The sequence below is a fragment of the Polycladidibacter hongkongensis genome (genome assembly GCF_001561995.1).
Classification (GTDB): Bacteria; Pseudomonadota; Alphaproteobacteria; order Rhizobiales; family Stappiaceae; genus Pseudovibrio; species Pseudovibrio hongkongensis.
The window spans coordinates 271,734-287,893 of record NZ_LLWC01000009.1; the positions used below are offsets into that span (position 1 = coordinate 271,734).

The following is a 16,160-nucleotide window of genomic DNA, read 5'->3' on the forward strand; positions in this document are numbered from 1 at the left end:
TTTGTAGAGGTCAGCGGAGTGACTCCGCTGGCTCATCTGTGGCGCTGTCTCCCAGCATCAGGTCCTCCAAGAATCCGTCAAGATTTGATGTGAAGTGATCCACATGCGCCGCGTGCTCACCAGCGATCTGCGCAAATGCTTGCGGGCCGCCGCCGGAGCTTTCCGGTAAGACCAATACGGTTTCCATACCAAGCTTCTTAGGAACGACGAGGTTCTTTGGTAGATCCTCAAACATCGCCGCGCCAGCCGGATCGATATTATGGCTGTCAAGAAACATCTGGTAGGTTTCTTCCTTGGGCTTGGGGATGTATTGCGCTTCGCTAATACCAAAGACGCCATCAAACAGCCCGCTAATGCCAAGCCGTTCTGTAATATTCTGCGCGTGCTTCCTTGTGCCGTTAGTCAGGATAAACCGTCGCCCGGGCAATTGCTCCAGCGCTTGCTTCAGCCTCCCATTGTGCTGCAAGGTGGAGTGGTCGATATCATGCACAAATTCCAGATAGTGCTCAGGGTCCACATCATGCTTCAGCATTAAGCCATTAAGGGTGGTACCGTATTCCAAATAGTAACCATGCTGAATCTTGTGCGCCTCTGCGCTGTCCTTGCCAGTAATCTCTTGCACATACTGGGCGATCTTCTCGGCAATCTGGCCAAAAACTTGAGAATCCGCTGGATAAAGCGTGTTGTCCAGATCAAACACCCAAGTGTTTACATCCGCAAATTTCTTGGCAAGTTCTGGCAAGATGACCTCGTTGTTCTTGGAAAAAAATCGTCTCACCCCCTTATATAGAGATGAGACGACAAAAATACAGCATTGCTATCACTGAAGGGGAGGGGCTTAGCGCACAATCAGCGTACCGGCACCGTGATCTGTAAACAGCTCCAGCAGCACCGAATGTGGCACCTTGCCATCGACAATCACCACGCCCTCGACACCCCGCTCCAGCGCTTCGATGCAGGTCTCCACCTTGGGGATCATCCCGCCCGAGATCGTACCATCAATGATCAGGGCACGAGCTTCAGCTACTGTGAGTTGTTTTATCAGTTTGCCGTTTTTGTCCAGAACACCAGGAACGTCGGTAAGGAACAACAGGCGCTTCGCGTTCAGCGAGCCCGCAATGGCCCCGGCAAATGTGTCTGCGTTGATGTTGTAGGTAGCGCCATCCAGTCCCGGCGCAACCGGAGCCACCACAGGAATAAGGTCCTTTTCCAAAATCATGCGCAGTACGGTTGGGTTCACTGCTTCAGGCTCTCCTACGAAGCCCAGATCCAGAACCTGCTCAATATTTGAATCGGGGTTGCGGTGGGTGCGGTGCAATTTGCGAGCTGTAACCATCCCGCCATCCTTGCCGCACAGGCCAATGGCACGTCCACCTTCTGCGTTAATGTGTTGAACGATGTTTTTATTGATGGAGCCTGCGAGCACCATCTCGACCACTTCTACTGTTTTTTGATCGGTAACGCGCAAGCCGCCTTTGAACTCGCTCTTGATCTGCAACCGGTCGAGCATAGCGCCAATCTGCGGCCCCCCGCCATGCACCACAACAGGATGCACGCCAGACTGGCGCAGCAGCGTGATGTCGCGGGCAAAGGCTTGCGAGAGTGAAGCGTCTCCCATTGCATTGCCGCCGTATTTCACCACAACAGTACGATCATCATAGCGCTGCATATAGGGCAGGGCCTGTGCGATAACGTGGGCGCGATTGGTGGAATCTGTAGAACTCATTGGCGTCTTATCCAAAAATGTCTGTGTCAGGGCTTTAGCATCGCCCCGTGAGAAACTGCGTTGGCAATTTATAGCGCGAGTTCAACGCGCAGAACAATTGTTGTTTTGCGGCAAATGCCTCGCAAGATTTGCAAGTATCCTCGCGCAAAACAAAAAAAGGCGAGACCAGCTGGCCTCGCCTCAAAAACCTTTAGCCTTGCTCGGCCAGCTGCAACATGGTGGCCCGCACCTCGTCCATGCCGACACCCTTTTCTGAGGAGGTTGCAAGCACCACAGGGTGTGCCGCTGGGCGCTTTTTCAATGCATCCAGTGTCGCTTCCTTCATGCGCGCCAATTGGCCGGGCTTGATCTTGTCAGCTTTCGTTAGCACCACCTGATAGGGAACGGCAGCCTTGTCTAAAATCGCGTAGGCCTCAAGGTCGTTTTTTTTAATCCCGTGACGACTATCCACGAGTGCAAAAACCCGGCGCAAGGTAGCTCTACCGCGGAGATAGTCAAACACCAGCGAGGTCCATGCATCCACCATGTTTTTCGGTGCCTCCGCATAGCCATAACCCGGCATGTCGACAATATCGATCGGTGCATCAACCTCGCCGAAGAAATTGAGCATCTGCGTACGGCCCGGCGTGTTGGAGGTGCGCGCCAGCCCTTTGCGGCCGGTGAGCGCGTTGATCAGGCTGGATTTGCCCACATTCGAACGGCCACAAAAAGCGACTTCTAGCTTACCAAGCGGCGGAAGTTTTTTAACTTCGGCAACACTGGTGATAAAATCCCAAGGGCGCGCAAACATCAGGCGGCCTTGCTCAATTTGTTCTGGGCTGAATTCTGTCTCGTCGGTCATAATGGCTTTTTAGCCGCATATGCGCTTTGCGCCAAGGGCTATCCAGAGTGCACTTGCATTTATGGCATGAAAAAGCCCCCGCAACAGCTGCTGCGAGGGCCAATGGATTACTAGAGAGGCAGTGCTAGCTTTTCTCGCCGTCTTCTTTGGCTTTGCGTGAGAACATGGATTTGAGATTATCAAACAGCTCCAGCTTCACACCTTGGCGCTTCATGATGATGCTCTGCTGCGCGATGGACAGTGAGTTGTTCCATGCCCAATAGATCACCAGACCCGCTGGGAAGGATGCGAGCATGAAGGTGAACATCACGGGCATCCAGTTGAAGATCATCTGTTGCGCAGGCTCAGCTGGGGCTGGGTTCATCTTCATCTGCAAGAACATGGTCACACCCATGATGAGCGGCCAGATGCCGAGCATCAGAAGTGCAGGTGGATCCCACGGGATCATGCCAAACAGCGTGAACAGGTTGGTTGGATCCGGCGCGGACAAATCCTGAATCCAGCCAAAGAACGGCGCATGGCGCATCTCGATGGTGACGAACAGAACCTTGTAGAGCGAAAAGAACACGGGAATCTGGATGAGCATCGGCAAACAGCCAGCCATCGGGTTGATCTTCTCGGTCTTGTACAGCTCCATCATTGCTTGTTGCTGCTTGGCGCGGTCATCCTTGTACTTTTCGCGGATGTCCTGCATTTTCGGCTGCACCAGCTTCATCTTACTCATTGAGACGTATGATTTGTTCGCCAGCGGGAAGAACACAGCTTTCACAAGCACGGTCACCAACAAAATCGCGATACCGAAGTTGCCAACGATGGAATAAAGCAGATCGATGAGCCAGAACATAGGCTTGGTCAGGAAGTAGAACCAACCCCAGTCAATCATCAACTCGAAGTTTTTGATGTTGTCTGCAGCTTCGTAGGCATCAATCAGATTGGACTCTTTTGCCCCTGCAAACAGCTTGGAGCTTACTTCTGCAGTGCTGCCAGCTGCAATCTTCGTCGCTGAACCGAGGTAATCTGCTTGGAAGTTGGTGCTCGCAGGGCTATAGAGGAAACGGCCTTCGTATTCCGCGCCAGCTGCTGGCACCAGCGCTGTCGCCCAATACTTGTCGGTAATACCAAGCCAGCCTTCAGAGGCCTTGGCGTATTTCTTAGAGCCCTCTTCAATCAAGGTGGAGTAGTCCACTTCTTGCAGGCCGTCCTCACCAAGAACACCGATCATGCCCTCGTGCAAGACAAAGTAGCCAGAGGTCTGCGGTTCGCCCTTGCGGACCACCAGCCCGTAAGGGTAAAGCGTTACGTCCTTGCCACTGGTGTTCTCAACAGCTTGGGTAACGGAGAACATATAGTTCTCATCAACAGTGATCGTACGCTTGAACGTAAGGCCCTCACCATTGTCCCATGCAAGTGTCACCGGGGAGGTAGGGGTCAGCTTGTCGCCTTGTGCAAGGCTCCAGATGCTGTCTTCAGCCGGAACTTTGATGCCAGCGCCAGCGCCCGCGACCCAGCCAAGATCGGCATAGTATGGCTCCGGGCTCTGTTTTGGCGACAGCAGGATGACAGTATCGGAATCAGCTGCCAGTGTTTGTCGGTAATCTTTCAGGTGCAAGTCATCAAGGCGTGCACCAACCAGATTGATCGAACCGTTGACCCGTGGCGTCTCGATAGCAACACGCGCACTCAAATCAAGCGCAGCGTCGCGGCTCAGCACCTTGTCATTGCTTGCAGTGCCCGGCGCACTTACCGCCCCTGCAGAGGTGGACTGCGCTCCATCAGGCTGCGACGGCGCGGCTGGAACATTGCTCTGCGCCTGTTGTTGGTTGGCTAGTTGGGCTTCCAGCTGTGGCTGACCGACAAAAAATTGCCAACCCAGCAGCACAAGGCCGGAAAGCACGACCGCCAAAATCATGTTGCGATTATCGTTCATCGACTGGATCACTCATCTTTGAAACGTGTGGTGAATAGGTCTGCTCTTTAGCAGATTTTTCAATAGGTGGTGAACAATTTCCCCGATCACCCTGCGGCTTTTTTCGCCCTTTGCCCTTGGAGCTGCCAAAGGAGCGCTCGCGGCTTTTGGCGCTAAAGGCCTGCTTCAGGCTACCACGCAGGTCGCGCAACAGTTCGTCAAAGGGCTGGGAAAGGGCAGCTCTGCGGCCGATCAATACATAATCAGCACCAAGAAGTCCCGCGCCATCTTCCAGTTTGGCGACAGCGCTACGCAAGCGGCGTTTGATACGGCTTCGCTCCACCGAGTTGCCTGTTTTCTTCGTAACAGTGTAGCCCATACGCGGGGCGCCATCTTCACGGGTCTTGCAGGCTTGCAACAAAAAAGCGCGCCGAGGTGTTCTACCGCCTTTTGCAACGGCTAGAAACTCGGAGCGCTTTTTTAATGTTTTCATTGGAGTGCGGCGGTTTCGTTGACTTTTTGTAAAGGCTACGGATTGAGCCGCCGCGCACCCTAGAGAATTAGGCACTCAGGCGCTTACGGCCCTTGGCACGACGACGTGCAAGAACTTGGCGGCCATTTTTGGTTGCCATGCGGGCGCGGAAGCCGTGACGACGCTTGCGAACAAGACGGCTCGGTTGGTAAGTACGCTTCATTTTTCTAACCTATGCGCAGGGTAAAAACCCCGCAGTTAAATAGTGGGCGGATCTGCCTAGCCAAACCCGGGTTAAACCATCATGGCGGCGCGTGGCCGCAGGTTTGTTGGCACTCCTAGTCGAGCGCGCTTATATTAGGCGCGGCGGGGCAAGTCAATGTTCTGCGCCCGCTAAACTGACTCAATTTTGCGATTCTTTTCGCTTTTGTGCCGGCGCAACGCGAATTTACCGCGATTCATCGTCTTTCCCCAAAAGATACAGGGCTCAGTAACTCAAAACCCACGAACCTGTGATTGAGTTGTGAGAAGATATCACCCCCATAAACAAGCAGTTTCCGCTAATTTAGAAGGGTAAGGCAGGCGCCCATTGTAGGATTCGTGCCTTAGGCCCTTAAATGAAAATCTAACCTGAGAAAGACGCCAAACTCGATGACGCAGGGCAAAAATAACACGGGTCAACCCAGCCTCAATAGAAAGCGCCGTCTGCAGCGGTGGTTGCCGCTTGTTGTGCTTGTCGTGTTGATGGGACTGGCGTTTTCGCAGGGATGGCACAGGCAGGTCTCGGTTTCCGCGCTTATCATGCATCGTGAAGGCCTACTAAACATCTATGCGAGCTATCCGGTTCTCGTGCTGCTGTCCTATGCTGCGTTCTATATTCTTGCAACCGCATTATCCATACCCGGTGGTGCGGTGCTCACCATCGCCTCAGGTTTTCTGTTTGGCTGGTTCATTGGCGGTGCGATAACTGTGGGAGCTGCGACACTCGGGGCGATTGCGGTGTTTGTCATTGCAAAAAGTTCGCTCGGGGCGGAACTGCGTGAAAAGGCAGGTCCCATGCTTTCCAAAATGGCGGCAGGTTTTCGCCACAACGCCACGTCTTACATGCTGTTCTTGCGCTTGTGCCCCATTTTTCCGTTCTGGCTAGTGAATATTGCACCTGCGCTATTCTCTATCTCATTGTTTCGATATGCATGGACCACTGCGCTCGGCATTATTCCTGGCACCTTCGCCTTTGCTTTCGTTGGATCGGGACTTGAAAGCCTGGTGATGGCGCAAGAGGCAGCGAATCCGGGCTGTGCTGCTGCCGCAACCTGCTCTCTCGAGCTAAGCGCCCTAATAACACCGCGAATTTTGATAGCTTTAACCGCCCTTGCGGTTGTCGCGTTGATACCCAGCATATTGCGCCAGTTGGGTTGGTTCGCGCAGGGGGGACATGCTGCGAATGCTCCAAAAATATCAGGTAAGCAGAAAAGCAGCTCCGCAAAACTAGGGGAAGACGATTAATGTCTGAGCAGACGACCTTATGTCCCGATACATGCATTATAGGTGCGGGCGCCGCCGGATTAACAGCCGCGGCTGCCCTAAGTGCCTTTGGGCGGCAAGTTGTATTGATTGAAAAAGGTAAGATGGGCGGCGACTGTCTGAATTACGGCTGCGTTCCCTCCAAAGCCCTGCTCGCCGCTGCCGAACGTGCTAACGCCGTGCAAAGCGCAGGCGACTTGCTTCCTCAACTTGTTTCCGGGCCGATTGATTTTGCGGTGGCGCGGAAAAATGTAGAAGACGCCATTGCCGCTATAGCGCCTCATGACTCAAAGGAGCGGTTTGAAGAGTTGGGCGTGAGCGTCCTGCGTGCGGAGGCGCGCTTTATCAGCCCGCGGCTGGTGCAGGCAACGGCCCTGAACGGGGCGCAAGTCTTGGTAAAAGCTCGCCGCTTCATTGTCGCAACCGGAGCGACAGCCACAGTGCCGCCAATCCCGGGGCTGGAGCAAACCCCATACCTGACCAATGAGAACCTGTTCTCTTTGCAAGAGCGCCCTAAGCATCTTCTAGTTATCGGTGCAGGGCCAATTGGTGTCGAAATGGCACAGGCGCATGCGCGTCTGGGCTCAAAAGTCACAATAATTGAGTCTGCTCAGCCGCTGTCCGGCTTTGAGCCGCGTCATGCCGAAATGGTATTGGCGCAATTGCAAGCCGAAGGCGTGGATCTGCTTTCAGCCGCACATGTCAAGAATTCCCACTACAACGCAGATGCCTCTTGCCAAGAGCGGGTTAAGCTCACTGTGGAAACGCAGGCAGGGGTACAAACAATTGCTGGTTCACATCTATTGTTGGCCACAGGGCGCAAACCAAAGCTTGATAAGCTGGGTTTGCGGGAGGCTGGGGTCGCAACGCGAAACGGCTTCATTACAGTTTCGAGCAATCTTAAGACCAGTAATCGCCGTATTTTCGCGCTGGGAGACGTAAATGGTCTGCACCAGTTTACCCATGCTGCTGGAGGACAAGCCGCCCTTGCTGTGCGAAACATTCTCTTCCGCTTGCCGGTCAATCATAGGAAAATGGTTGTTCCTGCCGCGCTGTATACCTCGCCGGAGCTTGCTTGTGTCGGAATGCTGCCATCTTCAATTACACGGGGCGATGGGTTACAGGTGCTATCCGCTCCCTTTAGTCAAAATGATCGCGCTGTCGCTGCCGGGCATGCCGAGGGTGAGCTGCAAATCGTCGTAGGCAAAAAAGGCAGGCTTTGCGGCGCCTCAGCTGTCGGTGTCGGGGCAGGGGAGCTTATTGGCCTGCTCGCCAGCGAAATGAGCCGTGGTAGCAAAGTGGGGGCACTACTTTCCAATAGCTTCCCTTACCCCACCTATGGGGAACTGATAAAACGAGTGGCGCTGCAATATTATGCAAATGTGCCGAAGAAGCCGTTGCTTCGCCGCGCCGCCGCGCTGCTTGCCCGTTTGGGCTAGCCTCTCCTACCATTGTCTCCCCCGTAAAACTACGAGGGGGCAATTGCAAGTGTGACACAACCTGATAGACTGGCGCCTCCATAAGTCGCTCAAAACCCAGCGGCATTAACATGACTGCAACAATTGGCAAGTTTGCTCAGGTGCTGGATAAAAACGCTCCTTCCATTGGCGAAGGTACCACAGCTGAAAGCCAAGCCACCGGGCAACAACAGGTGTCGCACCAGCGCAACCCCTATCGTGGATTGTCAGCAAAGCTGCTCGCGTTAACTGCACTGTTTGTCATGCTCTCCGAAATCCTGATTTTTGTGCCAAGCATCGCCAATTTTCGTAACTCATGGTTGGCAGACAAGGCTGCGGTGGCCGGGGTGGCGGCGACGCTTCTCACCGAGGCTCGGGGCCTTAGTCCGGTGCGGCAGCAGCAGCTGCTTGATGTAACCAAAGCCGAGGCAATTTCGTTGATCCGCGGGGACAACCGCTGGCTTATTGCTATTGGCAACCCGCCGGCACCCATTCGACAAACAATCCAGCTTGAAGAGCTGGAGCCGCTAAAATCTATTGTCTCTAGCATGAAGATTTTGACTGGTGCGCAAACAGGCAGCCTCCGTATTCAGGCCGCCGTAAACATGGATCCTAATACGCAGGTTGATCTGATTATTCCCATCAAGGCTGTTCGCGCCGATATGCTAAAATTCTCCGCGAACATCTTTTGGCTTTCTCTGGCGATATCGATCATAACTGCCACGCTTGTTTATTTCTCGCTGCGGGCACTGTTTTTACGGCCAATGCTCCGCCTCACGCAATCTATGGCAGAATTCGCCCGCCAGCCGGAAAACACCAGCAAGATCATTAGGCCCTCCGCGCGCAAGGATGAAATCGGCTGTGCAGAGCAAGAGCTGGAGCGCTTGCAGCGTTCGCTCAACCAAACCTTGCAGCAGCAGCGGCGCATGGCCGCCCTTGGCCTTGCTGTTTCAAAAATCAATCATGATTTGCGCAATCTGCTTGCCTCGGCGCAATTGTTTACCGAGCGACTTGAAACACTGCCAGACCCGACAGTGCAGCGTCTCGCCCCAAAAGTTCTCAGTACGTTGGATCGTGCAACCAACTACACAAAGGCGGTTATGGATTACGGGAAGGCTCAAGAAGCGATCCCGCAGCCGCGCATTGTTTGCGTCGCTGCGGTCCTGCGCGATGTCGCGGAGCTTTTGGAGCTGGAGCATGGCGGTTCTGTACAGTTTAAGAACAACCTTCCCAATGGCCTAGAAGTGAACGCAGACCCTGAACAGCTCTTCCGTGTCCTCTTGAATCTATGCCGCAATGCTGTGCAAGCTATGCAAAGCAGTGGCGGCGAGGAAGTGGTCAAGCGCTTGAGCGTGTGGGCACAGGAAGACGAAACAGAAACAGCACTCTTTATCGCAGATACGGGCCCCGGTATTCCAGCAGCTACCCTAAGAACGTTGTTTCAAGCTTTTCACAGCTTCGGCAAACAGGGCGGGACCGGTCTTGGGCTTGCAATTGCCAGAGAAATCGCTCTCGCTCATGGCGGAACATTGGATTTGGTAAAGACCGACAGCACCGGCACCACATTCTGCCTGAGGTTGCCTCGCCAGCCGCAGTCTAAAAGTGGGCAGTGAACGCAGTTGCCAAGTAAGTCGCCCATTGTGCTATTTTCTCTGTGCACATTCGACGACAAATCGGGGTTCCTTTTCCCCAATTCGCGAAAAACAAAGAAAAAATTCAATTTGGCGCTTGCCAACAGCAGAAGCTACGGCTACATAAGCCCCCGTTCCCGACGGAACAATAGACCTGCACCGGTAGCTCAGCTGGATAGAGCACCAGACTACGAATCTGGGGGTCGGGGGTTCGAATCCTCCCCGGTGCGCCATTCTTCTACAAGAAATGGTTACAGGCTATTAAATGATACAGGCACCGGTAGCTCAGCTGGATAGAGCACCAGACTACGAATCTGGGGGTCGGGGGTTCGAATCCTCCCCGGTGCGCCATGTTAAAGCGCGTATGCCGTATCTGAAAAGGTGCGGCTATTTTTGTTTTATGCCTTTCCCCTGTTAGTACCGTGCAAATTTGGAGCGCCGGGCAGTTTGCGCCAAGCGCTTTTTTGGTGCTCAAGTCACCTTGGCTTTTGTCATATACTCTGGCTGTCGCCACAACTCTTCTTCCAGCACCTGTTGCAAGGTCTGCGCCGCCTTCACTGTGTCCTCGTAGCCGATGTAAAGCGGCGTAAAGCCAAAGCGCATCACATTTGGCGCGCGAAAGTCGCCAATAACACCTTCCGCTATTAGCGCTTGCACGATTGCATAACCGCTCTCGTGCCGGAAAGAGACCTGAGATCCATAGGCGGACCGGTTTTTACTGCCCACTAACTCAACCTGCGGGCAGCGTGTCTGCACTTCTTCGATGAATAAATCGCACAACGCGAGCGCCTTTTTGCGCAGCTCTTGCATGTCCACGCCGTCATAGACGTCTAGCGCTCTGTTAAGGGCAGTTAGCCCCAGGATAGGTGGCGTACCAACGCGCAGCCGCCGCACCCCTTCTGCTGGTTGGTATTCATGGTCAAACGCAAAGGGGGCCGCATGGCCCATCCAGCCAGAAAGCGGGCTGGCGAGAGCTTTGTGATGCCGCTCTGCAACATAACAAAAGGCTGGAGCGCCCGGCCCACCATTGAGATACTTATAGCCACAACCCACGGCAAAATCCGCGTTGCACGCATCAAGCTCCACTTGAAATGCACCCGCTGAATGGGCGAGATCCCAAAGTGTCAATGCGCCTACGGCCTGTGCCTTCTGGGTCAGCTCCGCCATCGGGTGCAGCTTGCCACTACGATAATCGACCTGCGTGAGCATGAGCACCGCCACGCTCTCATCAATTGCTTCTGCAACATCTTCAGGCGCAACGGTTTTTAACTCGTGTCCCTGTGCAAGCAGTTGGCTAAGTCCTTGCGCCATATACAGATCAGTCGGAAAATTACCAGTGTCTGAAAGGATTATCTTCCTCGCAGGCCGTAAGGATAATGCCGCTGCGAGCGTTTTAAACACATTGAGCGATGTGCTGTCGCCGCAGCTGATGCAATGCGCCTTGGTGCCAAGCAGCGGCGCAAGTTTTGATGCGACTTTCTCTGGCAAATCGATCCAGTCATGCTCATTCCAGCCTCGGATAAGCGATTTGCCCCATTGATTGGTCACCAGCTGTTGCACAGCTTCCTCGACGCCGCGTGGCAATGCGCCTAGTGAGTTGCCATCTAGATAAACAACACCCTCGGGCAACTTGAATTGCGCGCGTTTGGTCGCAAAGGCATCGGATTGGTCGAGATCACGAGCTTCGGCAAGTTTCATTGCATGTAGTTTCCATGTAATAGCAGCGAGTGCATTGTTTTGTTTGAATATTTCTAGAATAGCAAACAAAACAAAAAACGTCGCGAAAAATTGAAGATTGTCATTCAGATATAAATAGAGAAAAATTCATCTTTAATTTTGATGTTAAAAGCCATCACAGCGTAACTTTCTTGCAGTGCTATCATCAAATGCTAAGGAAATTGAGGACTTGTAAAAGATAGAAAGCTTCCCATATCTCTCCAAGAAACATCTATGCGATTTTTGATGGTTGAAGCATTCGCGGGCAAGGTGCATAATGTGCGCATCCGAAGCAAAATTGAAGAGTAGAATTCTCGCACCCATCGGGCTCAAGTACCAAGGGCTCGTCTCTTGAAAACAACAGTTAAGGCATAAGAGACGGCATATGAAAAAAATGACGAAGGCCGAAGCCAAAGGGTTGGGCACGGCGCGGCAATACGCGGCGCTTCCCTTTCGCAAGCTAGGCAAGAACAAAACCGAAGTCCTGCTCATCACCTCGCGTGAAACGCGGCGGTGGGTTGTCCCCAAGGGATGGCCGATGAAGAACAAGACTGGGCAGGAAACCGCAGAGATCGAGGCTTTTGAGGAAGCAGGCGTTGCCGGCGTCCTCTGGCATCGCGCGCTGGGCAGCTTTGGTTACCTTAAGCAGCGCGTCGGCAAATTTCCGATCGCTTGTGAGGTCGAGCTTTATCCGCTGGAAGTGACAGAGGAGCTGAGCGCGTGGCCAGAGCAAGACGAACGCGAACGCAAGTGGTTCACGCCCTCACAAGCAGCAAAGCTGGTACATGAGCCTGAGTTAAAAGCTTTGCTTCGCACTTTTGGGGCGAAAAAGAGTATTAAAGCGCGTGAGCCAATGGGTTACCCACGCGGCCTGACGCGTCTGGCTGCGCAGCGGGCAGGCAAGTTGTTTGACCGCATTGGCATCTAGGCTGTTTTCCTCTATCAAACACTCTATCTACCAAGCCGTGCTTGGCTTTGAGTGTTTGCTGCGGAGAAAGACATATGAAAATTGCTGCCGTCACCATCTCTGATCGTGCCTCAGCTGGCGTTTATGAAGACAAAAGCGGGCCGGCGATCCTTGCCTATCTGGAGGCCGTAGTTACAACACCTTACGAACCGATCCATCGCATAATACCAGATGGCATTGAGAGTGTGGTTTCCCATTTGCAGAAGCTGGTCGACGAAGAAAAGGTCGACCTGATCCTCACCACAGGCGGCACAGGTCCTGCCCTGCGCGATCTAACGCCAGAAGCCATGCGGCAGGTAATGGAAAAAGAGTTGCCCGGCTTTGGAGAGCTGATGCGCGAAGTTTCCCTGCGCGAAGTCCCTACCGCTATTTTATCTAGGCAAACCGCCGGAACACGTGGCGCCAGCTTGATCATCAACCTACCCGGTAAGCCATCTGCAATCAAAACCTGCTTGGATGCAGTCTTCCCAGCAGTTCCATATTGCTTGGATCTCATCGGCGCCGGCTTTGTTGATACAGATCCTGAGCTCATTAAAGCATTCCGCCCAAAGAAGAAATAGGGACAGCGTTCAAGGCCAAATGCGCATCAAATCGCTAGCGTTTGGCCTGCCTTTACTCTGACGCTGCTTATCACTGCTACCTATCGAGATGAAGCAAACGAATGCTTCATTACTTTTTAGGCTAAGCATTTCGCCGAAGGCTGCCTCCCGCACTGCTTCTCCAGACGTGACACGGCTGGCAAATCCAAGAGCTTGCGCCATCAGCAAAACATTTTGCAAAGCGGCCCCCGCGCTGATCAGGCGGTCGGTATCGGGTATGTTGCGATGTTCCAAGGGGTGCGCGACAATCATCGCTAATAGCATCGGTCCATTATAGGCCTTTTGCCTTGCGCGTGTGCGCAGCTCCTCGGTCAAATCTGGTTGTCGGCGCAATGCGCTTTGCTCAAAGTAATCAGCCAATTTCGCTCTACCCGCATCGTTGATAACTAAGAACCGAAATGGGTGTTGCCGTCCGTGGTCCGGCGCTGTTGCCGCCGCTTCTATAATTTGAGTAAGCTGGGCATTGTCGGGTGCGGGCTCTTGCATGTGCTTCAGCGAAGCGGAGTTCCTCTCGTGCATTATGGCGCTAAGCTCATCAGCCGTCATATCAATGCCTTTTACTATCTCTTTCAAACACAGCAATGCCACTCCCCCTGTGATTTGCCAAGAACAAGCAGCATTATTCCTATCTCCTGCGTGTTTTTGTTGAAAATAACCCAAATTTGGCGCGCGGGCGCTGGAAATATTCTGTTGCGGGTCAAACTTCTCTACAGTTTTTGCGCAATATTTCCGCGGGATCGGTGCAAAAACAGCTAGAAACTACCAATTCTCAAGGAAAACTCGTTTTGGACCCAAAAACCGGTTGATCGTTGGCGGCTGCACAATGTACTCACTCTATGCGTATTAATACAAATTGGCGCAATTAGTTGCCAATTGTTCAGTTGAGCGATGCTTGTAATGGCATATATCTTGCCATCCGGTGCATCTGGGGGAGAATAAATGCTGGAAGTTGACCAGCTGACAAAGAGCTTCGGCGGGTTCAAGGCCGTTCAGTCTTGTTCGCTATCCGTTAAAGAAGGCACGATAACAGGGCTCGTCGGGCCAAACGGTGCAGGCAAGACCACGCTCTTTAATCTAATCGCCGGCGCATTCCAGCCAACGTCCGGCTCCATTCACTTTATGGGCAAGGATGTGACAAGCCTTAGCTCAGATAAGTTGTTCCACCGTGGTTTGGTTCGTACATTTCAGATCCCCCATGAATTTCATCGGTTAACGGTGCTGGAAAACCTCATGTTGGTGCCGGAAAACCAGCTGGGGGAGAACTTGCTGGCCAATTGGTTGCGCTCGGGGCAGGTACGGGCACAGGAAGAATTAACCCGCCAAAAAGCTTGGGAAACTCTGGAGTTCCTTGAGCTGACCCACGTGGCAGACGAGCGCGCTGGCAATCTTTCCGGTGGCCAGAAAAAGCTGCTTGAGCTTGGCCGTACCATGATGACAGACGCCAAATTGGTGCTGCTGGATGAGCCCGCCGCCGGAGTAAACCGGACCCTATTGCGCAAACTGGAAGAAAAGATCCAGATCCTCAACAAAGAGCGCGGCTACACATTCATGCTGATCGAGCACGATATGGAAATGATCGAAAAGCTCTGCGATCCCGTTATTTGTATGGCCGAAGGCTCTGTCCTCATTGCGGGTAGTTTTGCCCAAGTGCGCTCCGATAAACGCGTGCTGGAAGCCTATTTGGGTGAAGTTGTAGGAGATGCGGCATGACCAACACATCTAAAACAACACCTACCTTGGTGATGAAAGACGTGCGCGCCGGCTACGGTGATGCTGATATCCTGCATGACATCAATATCAAGGTTGCGCGCAGGGAAATAGTCTCCATCATCGGCCCCAATGGAGCTGGCAAATCGACAGCAATGAAAGCTGTGTTCGGCCTTTTGAATGTCCGCGGCGGCTCCATTACCGTCGCCGGGCAGGATATGACCGGCTGGAAGCCGAATAAAATTGTGCAAAATGGCGTTTGCTACGTACCTCAGGTGAACAACGTTTTCCGTGAGATGACGGTGTTGGAAAATCTGGAAATGGGGGCATTTTTGCGCAAAGGCGACTTCACCGCCGCCCTTGACCGGGTTTTCTCCCTGTTTCCGGATTTGCGCGAGCGCCGTTCCGCCATGGCCGGTTCCCTCTCGGGCGGTCAGCGCCAAATGGTGGCTATGGGCCGCGCCTTGATGCTGGATCCGGTATTGCTATTGTTAGATGAGCCAACAGCAGGCCTCTCTCCAAAATACATGGAGCAGATTTTCGAAATCACCCGCTCGGTCCGAGATACGGATGTTTCCATTTTGCTTGTTGAGCAACATGCCAAGCAGGCACTGACATTTTCTGATCGTGCCTATGTGCTTGCAGCAGGGCAAAACCGCCACGAAGGCACAGGCGAGGGGCTGCTGGCCGATCGCGAAGTCGCAGAAATGTTCCTTGGCGGATAGGCAGGGCAAGAGAAAATGACACTCCTTGAACTAATGAATTTCTACGTGATCCCCGGCTTGGTGCTCGGGTCGATCTATGCTGTCGGCGCTGTCGGCATTACCCTTGTTTTTGGTATCCTGCGTTTCGCCCACTTGGCGCACGGTGATCTGGCCACTTTCGGTGCCTTTGCCGCGCTTGCCGTCGTCACGGCCTCTGGCATAAGCCCGTGGGCGGCGCTGCCGATTGCCATGGCACTATGTGCACTTATCGCCATTGGTATCGATAAGGTCTTCTATGATTACCTAACCGACCGGCCAAAAATCATTACCGTGATGGCCTCGCTTGGCATCGCGCTCATGCTGCGGGCCGTCATTCAGGTAATCTGGGGCGTGGATACGGAAACATACAGCCGAGGCCTCGTCCGTCCCGAAAACTATTGGGGCCTGCGCCTTCGAGATCGTGAGATTTTCACCATGCTTGCGATGTTCGCCATTGTTGGTGTGCTCTGGGTGTTCTTGCAAAAGACAAAATGGGGCAAGGCCATGCGCGCCATGTCGGATAACCCGGATCTGGCCTTGCTCTCTGGTGTCGATAACCGCCGTACAACCATGCTGACCTGGGCCATTGTCGGGGCGCTTTGCGCCGCCTCGGGCTTCTTCCTCGGTCTAAACACCGAGCTGAAGGCTCTCATGGGATGGACAATGTTGCTGCCCATGTTCGCTGCGGCAATCCTTGGCGGTGTCGGCCGCGTTGAAGGCGCGGTGCTTGGCGGGCTTGTCGTCGGCGTGGCTGAGGAGCTGTCCGTGCTGGTTCTGCCTAGCGAGTATAAAGCCGCCATGGCCTTTGTCATCCTTCTTCTCATTCTTTTGGTCAGGCCCACGGGCTTGCTCAAAGGCAAACTACTTTAAG

General features: G+C 53.5%; 16 protein-coding genes and 2 tRNA genes. 10 read left to right on the plus strand and 8 right to left on the minus strand.

Annotated elements, in window-relative coordinates:
- Window positions 1-10: 10 nt before the first annotated feature.
- From AYK82_RS04605 to rpmH, 6 genes are all read right to left on the minus strand, one after another.
- Window positions 11-742, minus strand: coding sequence for a pyrimidine 5'-nucleotidase (locus tag AYK82_RS04605; RefSeq protein WP_068312058.1), 732 nt, complete (start codon window positions 740-742; stop codon window positions 11-13).
- 96 nt (window positions 743-838) lie between these two features.
- On the minus strand, window positions 839-1,726 hold the full coding sequence (argB, locus tag AYK82_RS04610; protein ID WP_172795184.1) for an acetylglutamate kinase: 888 nt from the start codon (window positions 1,724-1,726) through the stop codon (window positions 839-841).
- A gap of 190 nt (window positions 1,727-1,916) precedes the next feature.
- On the minus strand, window positions 1,917-2,567 hold the full coding sequence (yihA, locus tag AYK82_RS04615; RefSeq protein WP_068311845.1) for a ribosome biogenesis GTP-binding protein YihA/YsxC: 651 nt from the start codon (window positions 2,565-2,567) through the stop codon (window positions 1,917-1,919).
- Window positions 2,568-2,691: 124 nt separating this feature from the next.
- Window positions 2,692-4,494 carry a membrane protein insertase YidC gene (gene yidC, locus AYK82_RS04620; RefSeq protein WP_068311848.1) on the minus strand — a complete coding sequence of 601 codons (1,803 nt, stop codon included), beginning with the start codon at window positions 4,492-4,494 and terminating at the stop codon, window positions 2,692-2,694.
- The gene (rnpA, locus tag AYK82_RS04625) at window positions 4,484-4,966 is read right to left on the minus strand and encodes a ribonuclease P protein component (protein WP_082733732.1); all 483 of its coding nucleotides are present in this window, start codon (window positions 4,964-4,966) and stop codon (window positions 4,484-4,486) included. Before rnpA ends, yidC begins: the two co-directional genes overlap by 11 nt.
- A gap of 67 nt (window positions 4,967-5,033) precedes the next feature.
- Entirely contained in the window at window positions 5,034-5,168 is a 135-nt protein-coding gene (gene rpmH / locus AYK82_RS04630; RefSeq protein ID WP_068311851.1) for a 50S ribosomal protein L34, read from the minus strand.
- Window positions 5,169-5,596: 428 nt separating this feature from the next.
- On the opposite strand from rpmH, the gene AYK82_RS04635 reads away from it, so the two are divergent.
- The 5 genes from AYK82_RS04635 to AYK82_RS04655 all read left to right on the plus strand — a co-directional run bounded on the left by AYK82_RS04635 (window position 5,597) and on the right by AYK82_RS04655 (window position 9,908).
- Window positions 5,597-6,451, plus strand: coding sequence for a TVP38/TMEM64 family protein (locus AYK82_RS04635; RefSeq protein WP_082733733.1), 855 nt, complete (start codon window positions 5,597-5,599; stop codon window positions 6,449-6,451).
- The gene (locus AYK82_RS04640) at window positions 6,451-7,908 is read left to right on the plus strand and encodes a dihydrolipoyl dehydrogenase family protein (protein ID WP_068311854.1); all 1,458 of its coding nucleotides are present in this window, start codon (window positions 6,451-6,453) and stop codon (window positions 7,906-7,908) included. Before AYK82_RS04635 ends, AYK82_RS04640 begins: the two co-directional genes overlap by 1 nt.
- A 110-nt stretch (window positions 7,909-8,018) precedes the next feature.
- Window positions 8,019-9,539, plus strand: coding sequence for a sensor histidine kinase (locus tag AYK82_RS04645; RefSeq protein WP_082733734.1), 1,521 nt, complete (start codon window positions 8,019-8,021; stop codon window positions 9,537-9,539).
- Between the two features lie 174 nt (window positions 9,540-9,713).
- Window positions 9,714-9,790: transfer RNA gene (locus AYK82_RS04650), tRNA-Arg, on the plus strand.
- Window positions 9,791-9,831: 41 nt separating this feature from the next.
- Window positions 9,832-9,908, plus strand: a tRNA-Arg gene (locus AYK82_RS04655).
- Between the two features lie 120 nt (window positions 9,909-10,028).
- On the opposite strand, the gene kynU is transcribed toward AYK82_RS04655, so the two are convergent.
- Entirely contained in the window at window positions 10,029-11,255 is a 1,227-nt protein-coding gene (kynU, locus tag AYK82_RS04660) for a kynureninase (protein WP_068311857.1), read from the minus strand.
- Between the two features lie 403 nt (window positions 11,256-11,658).
- On the opposite strand from kynU, the gene AYK82_RS04665 reads away from it, so the two are divergent.
- A complete protein-coding gene (locus AYK82_RS04665) occupies window positions 11,659-12,201 on the plus strand; it encodes an NUDIX hydrolase (RefSeq protein ID WP_156453253.1) in 543 nt (180 codons plus the stop codon).
- A gap of 74 nt (window positions 12,202-12,275) precedes the next feature.
- A complete protein-coding gene (gene mog / locus AYK82_RS04670) occupies window positions 12,276-12,800 on the plus strand; it encodes a molybdopterin adenylyltransferase (RefSeq protein ID WP_068311860.1) in 525 nt (174 codons plus the stop codon).
- 9 nt (window positions 12,801-12,809) lie between these two features.
- Here the strand turns inward: mog and AYK82_RS04675 are convergent, their stop codons facing one another.
- Entirely contained in the window at window positions 12,810-13,385 is a 576-nt protein-coding gene (locus AYK82_RS04675) for a nitroreductase family protein (protein WP_156453254.1), read from the minus strand.
- A gap of 393 nt (window positions 13,386-13,778) precedes the next feature.
- Here AYK82_RS04675 and AYK82_RS04680 point away from each other — a divergent pair, with 393 nt between their 5' ends.
- From AYK82_RS04680 to AYK82_RS04690, 3 genes are read left to right on the plus strand one after another with little or no spacing between them, the layout of a single operon-like run.
- Window positions 13,779-14,549 carry an ABC transporter ATP-binding protein gene (locus AYK82_RS04680; RefSeq protein ID WP_068311866.1) on the plus strand — a complete coding sequence of 257 codons (771 nt, stop codon included), beginning with the start codon at window positions 13,779-13,781 and terminating at the stop codon, window positions 14,547-14,549.
- Window positions 14,546-15,271: an ABC transporter ATP-binding protein gene (locus AYK82_RS04685; RefSeq protein ID WP_068311868.1), complete on the plus strand. Its 726-nt coding sequence runs from the start codon at window positions 14,546-14,548 to the stop codon at window positions 15,269-15,271. Before AYK82_RS04680 ends, AYK82_RS04685 begins: the two co-directional genes overlap by 4 nt.
- 15 nt (window positions 15,272-15,286) lie before the next feature.
- On the plus strand, window positions 15,287-16,159 hold the full coding sequence (locus AYK82_RS04690; RefSeq protein ID WP_068311871.1) for a branched-chain amino acid ABC transporter permease: 873 nt from the start codon (window positions 15,287-15,289) through the stop codon (window positions 16,157-16,159).
- Window position 16,160 lies beyond the last annotated feature (1 nt).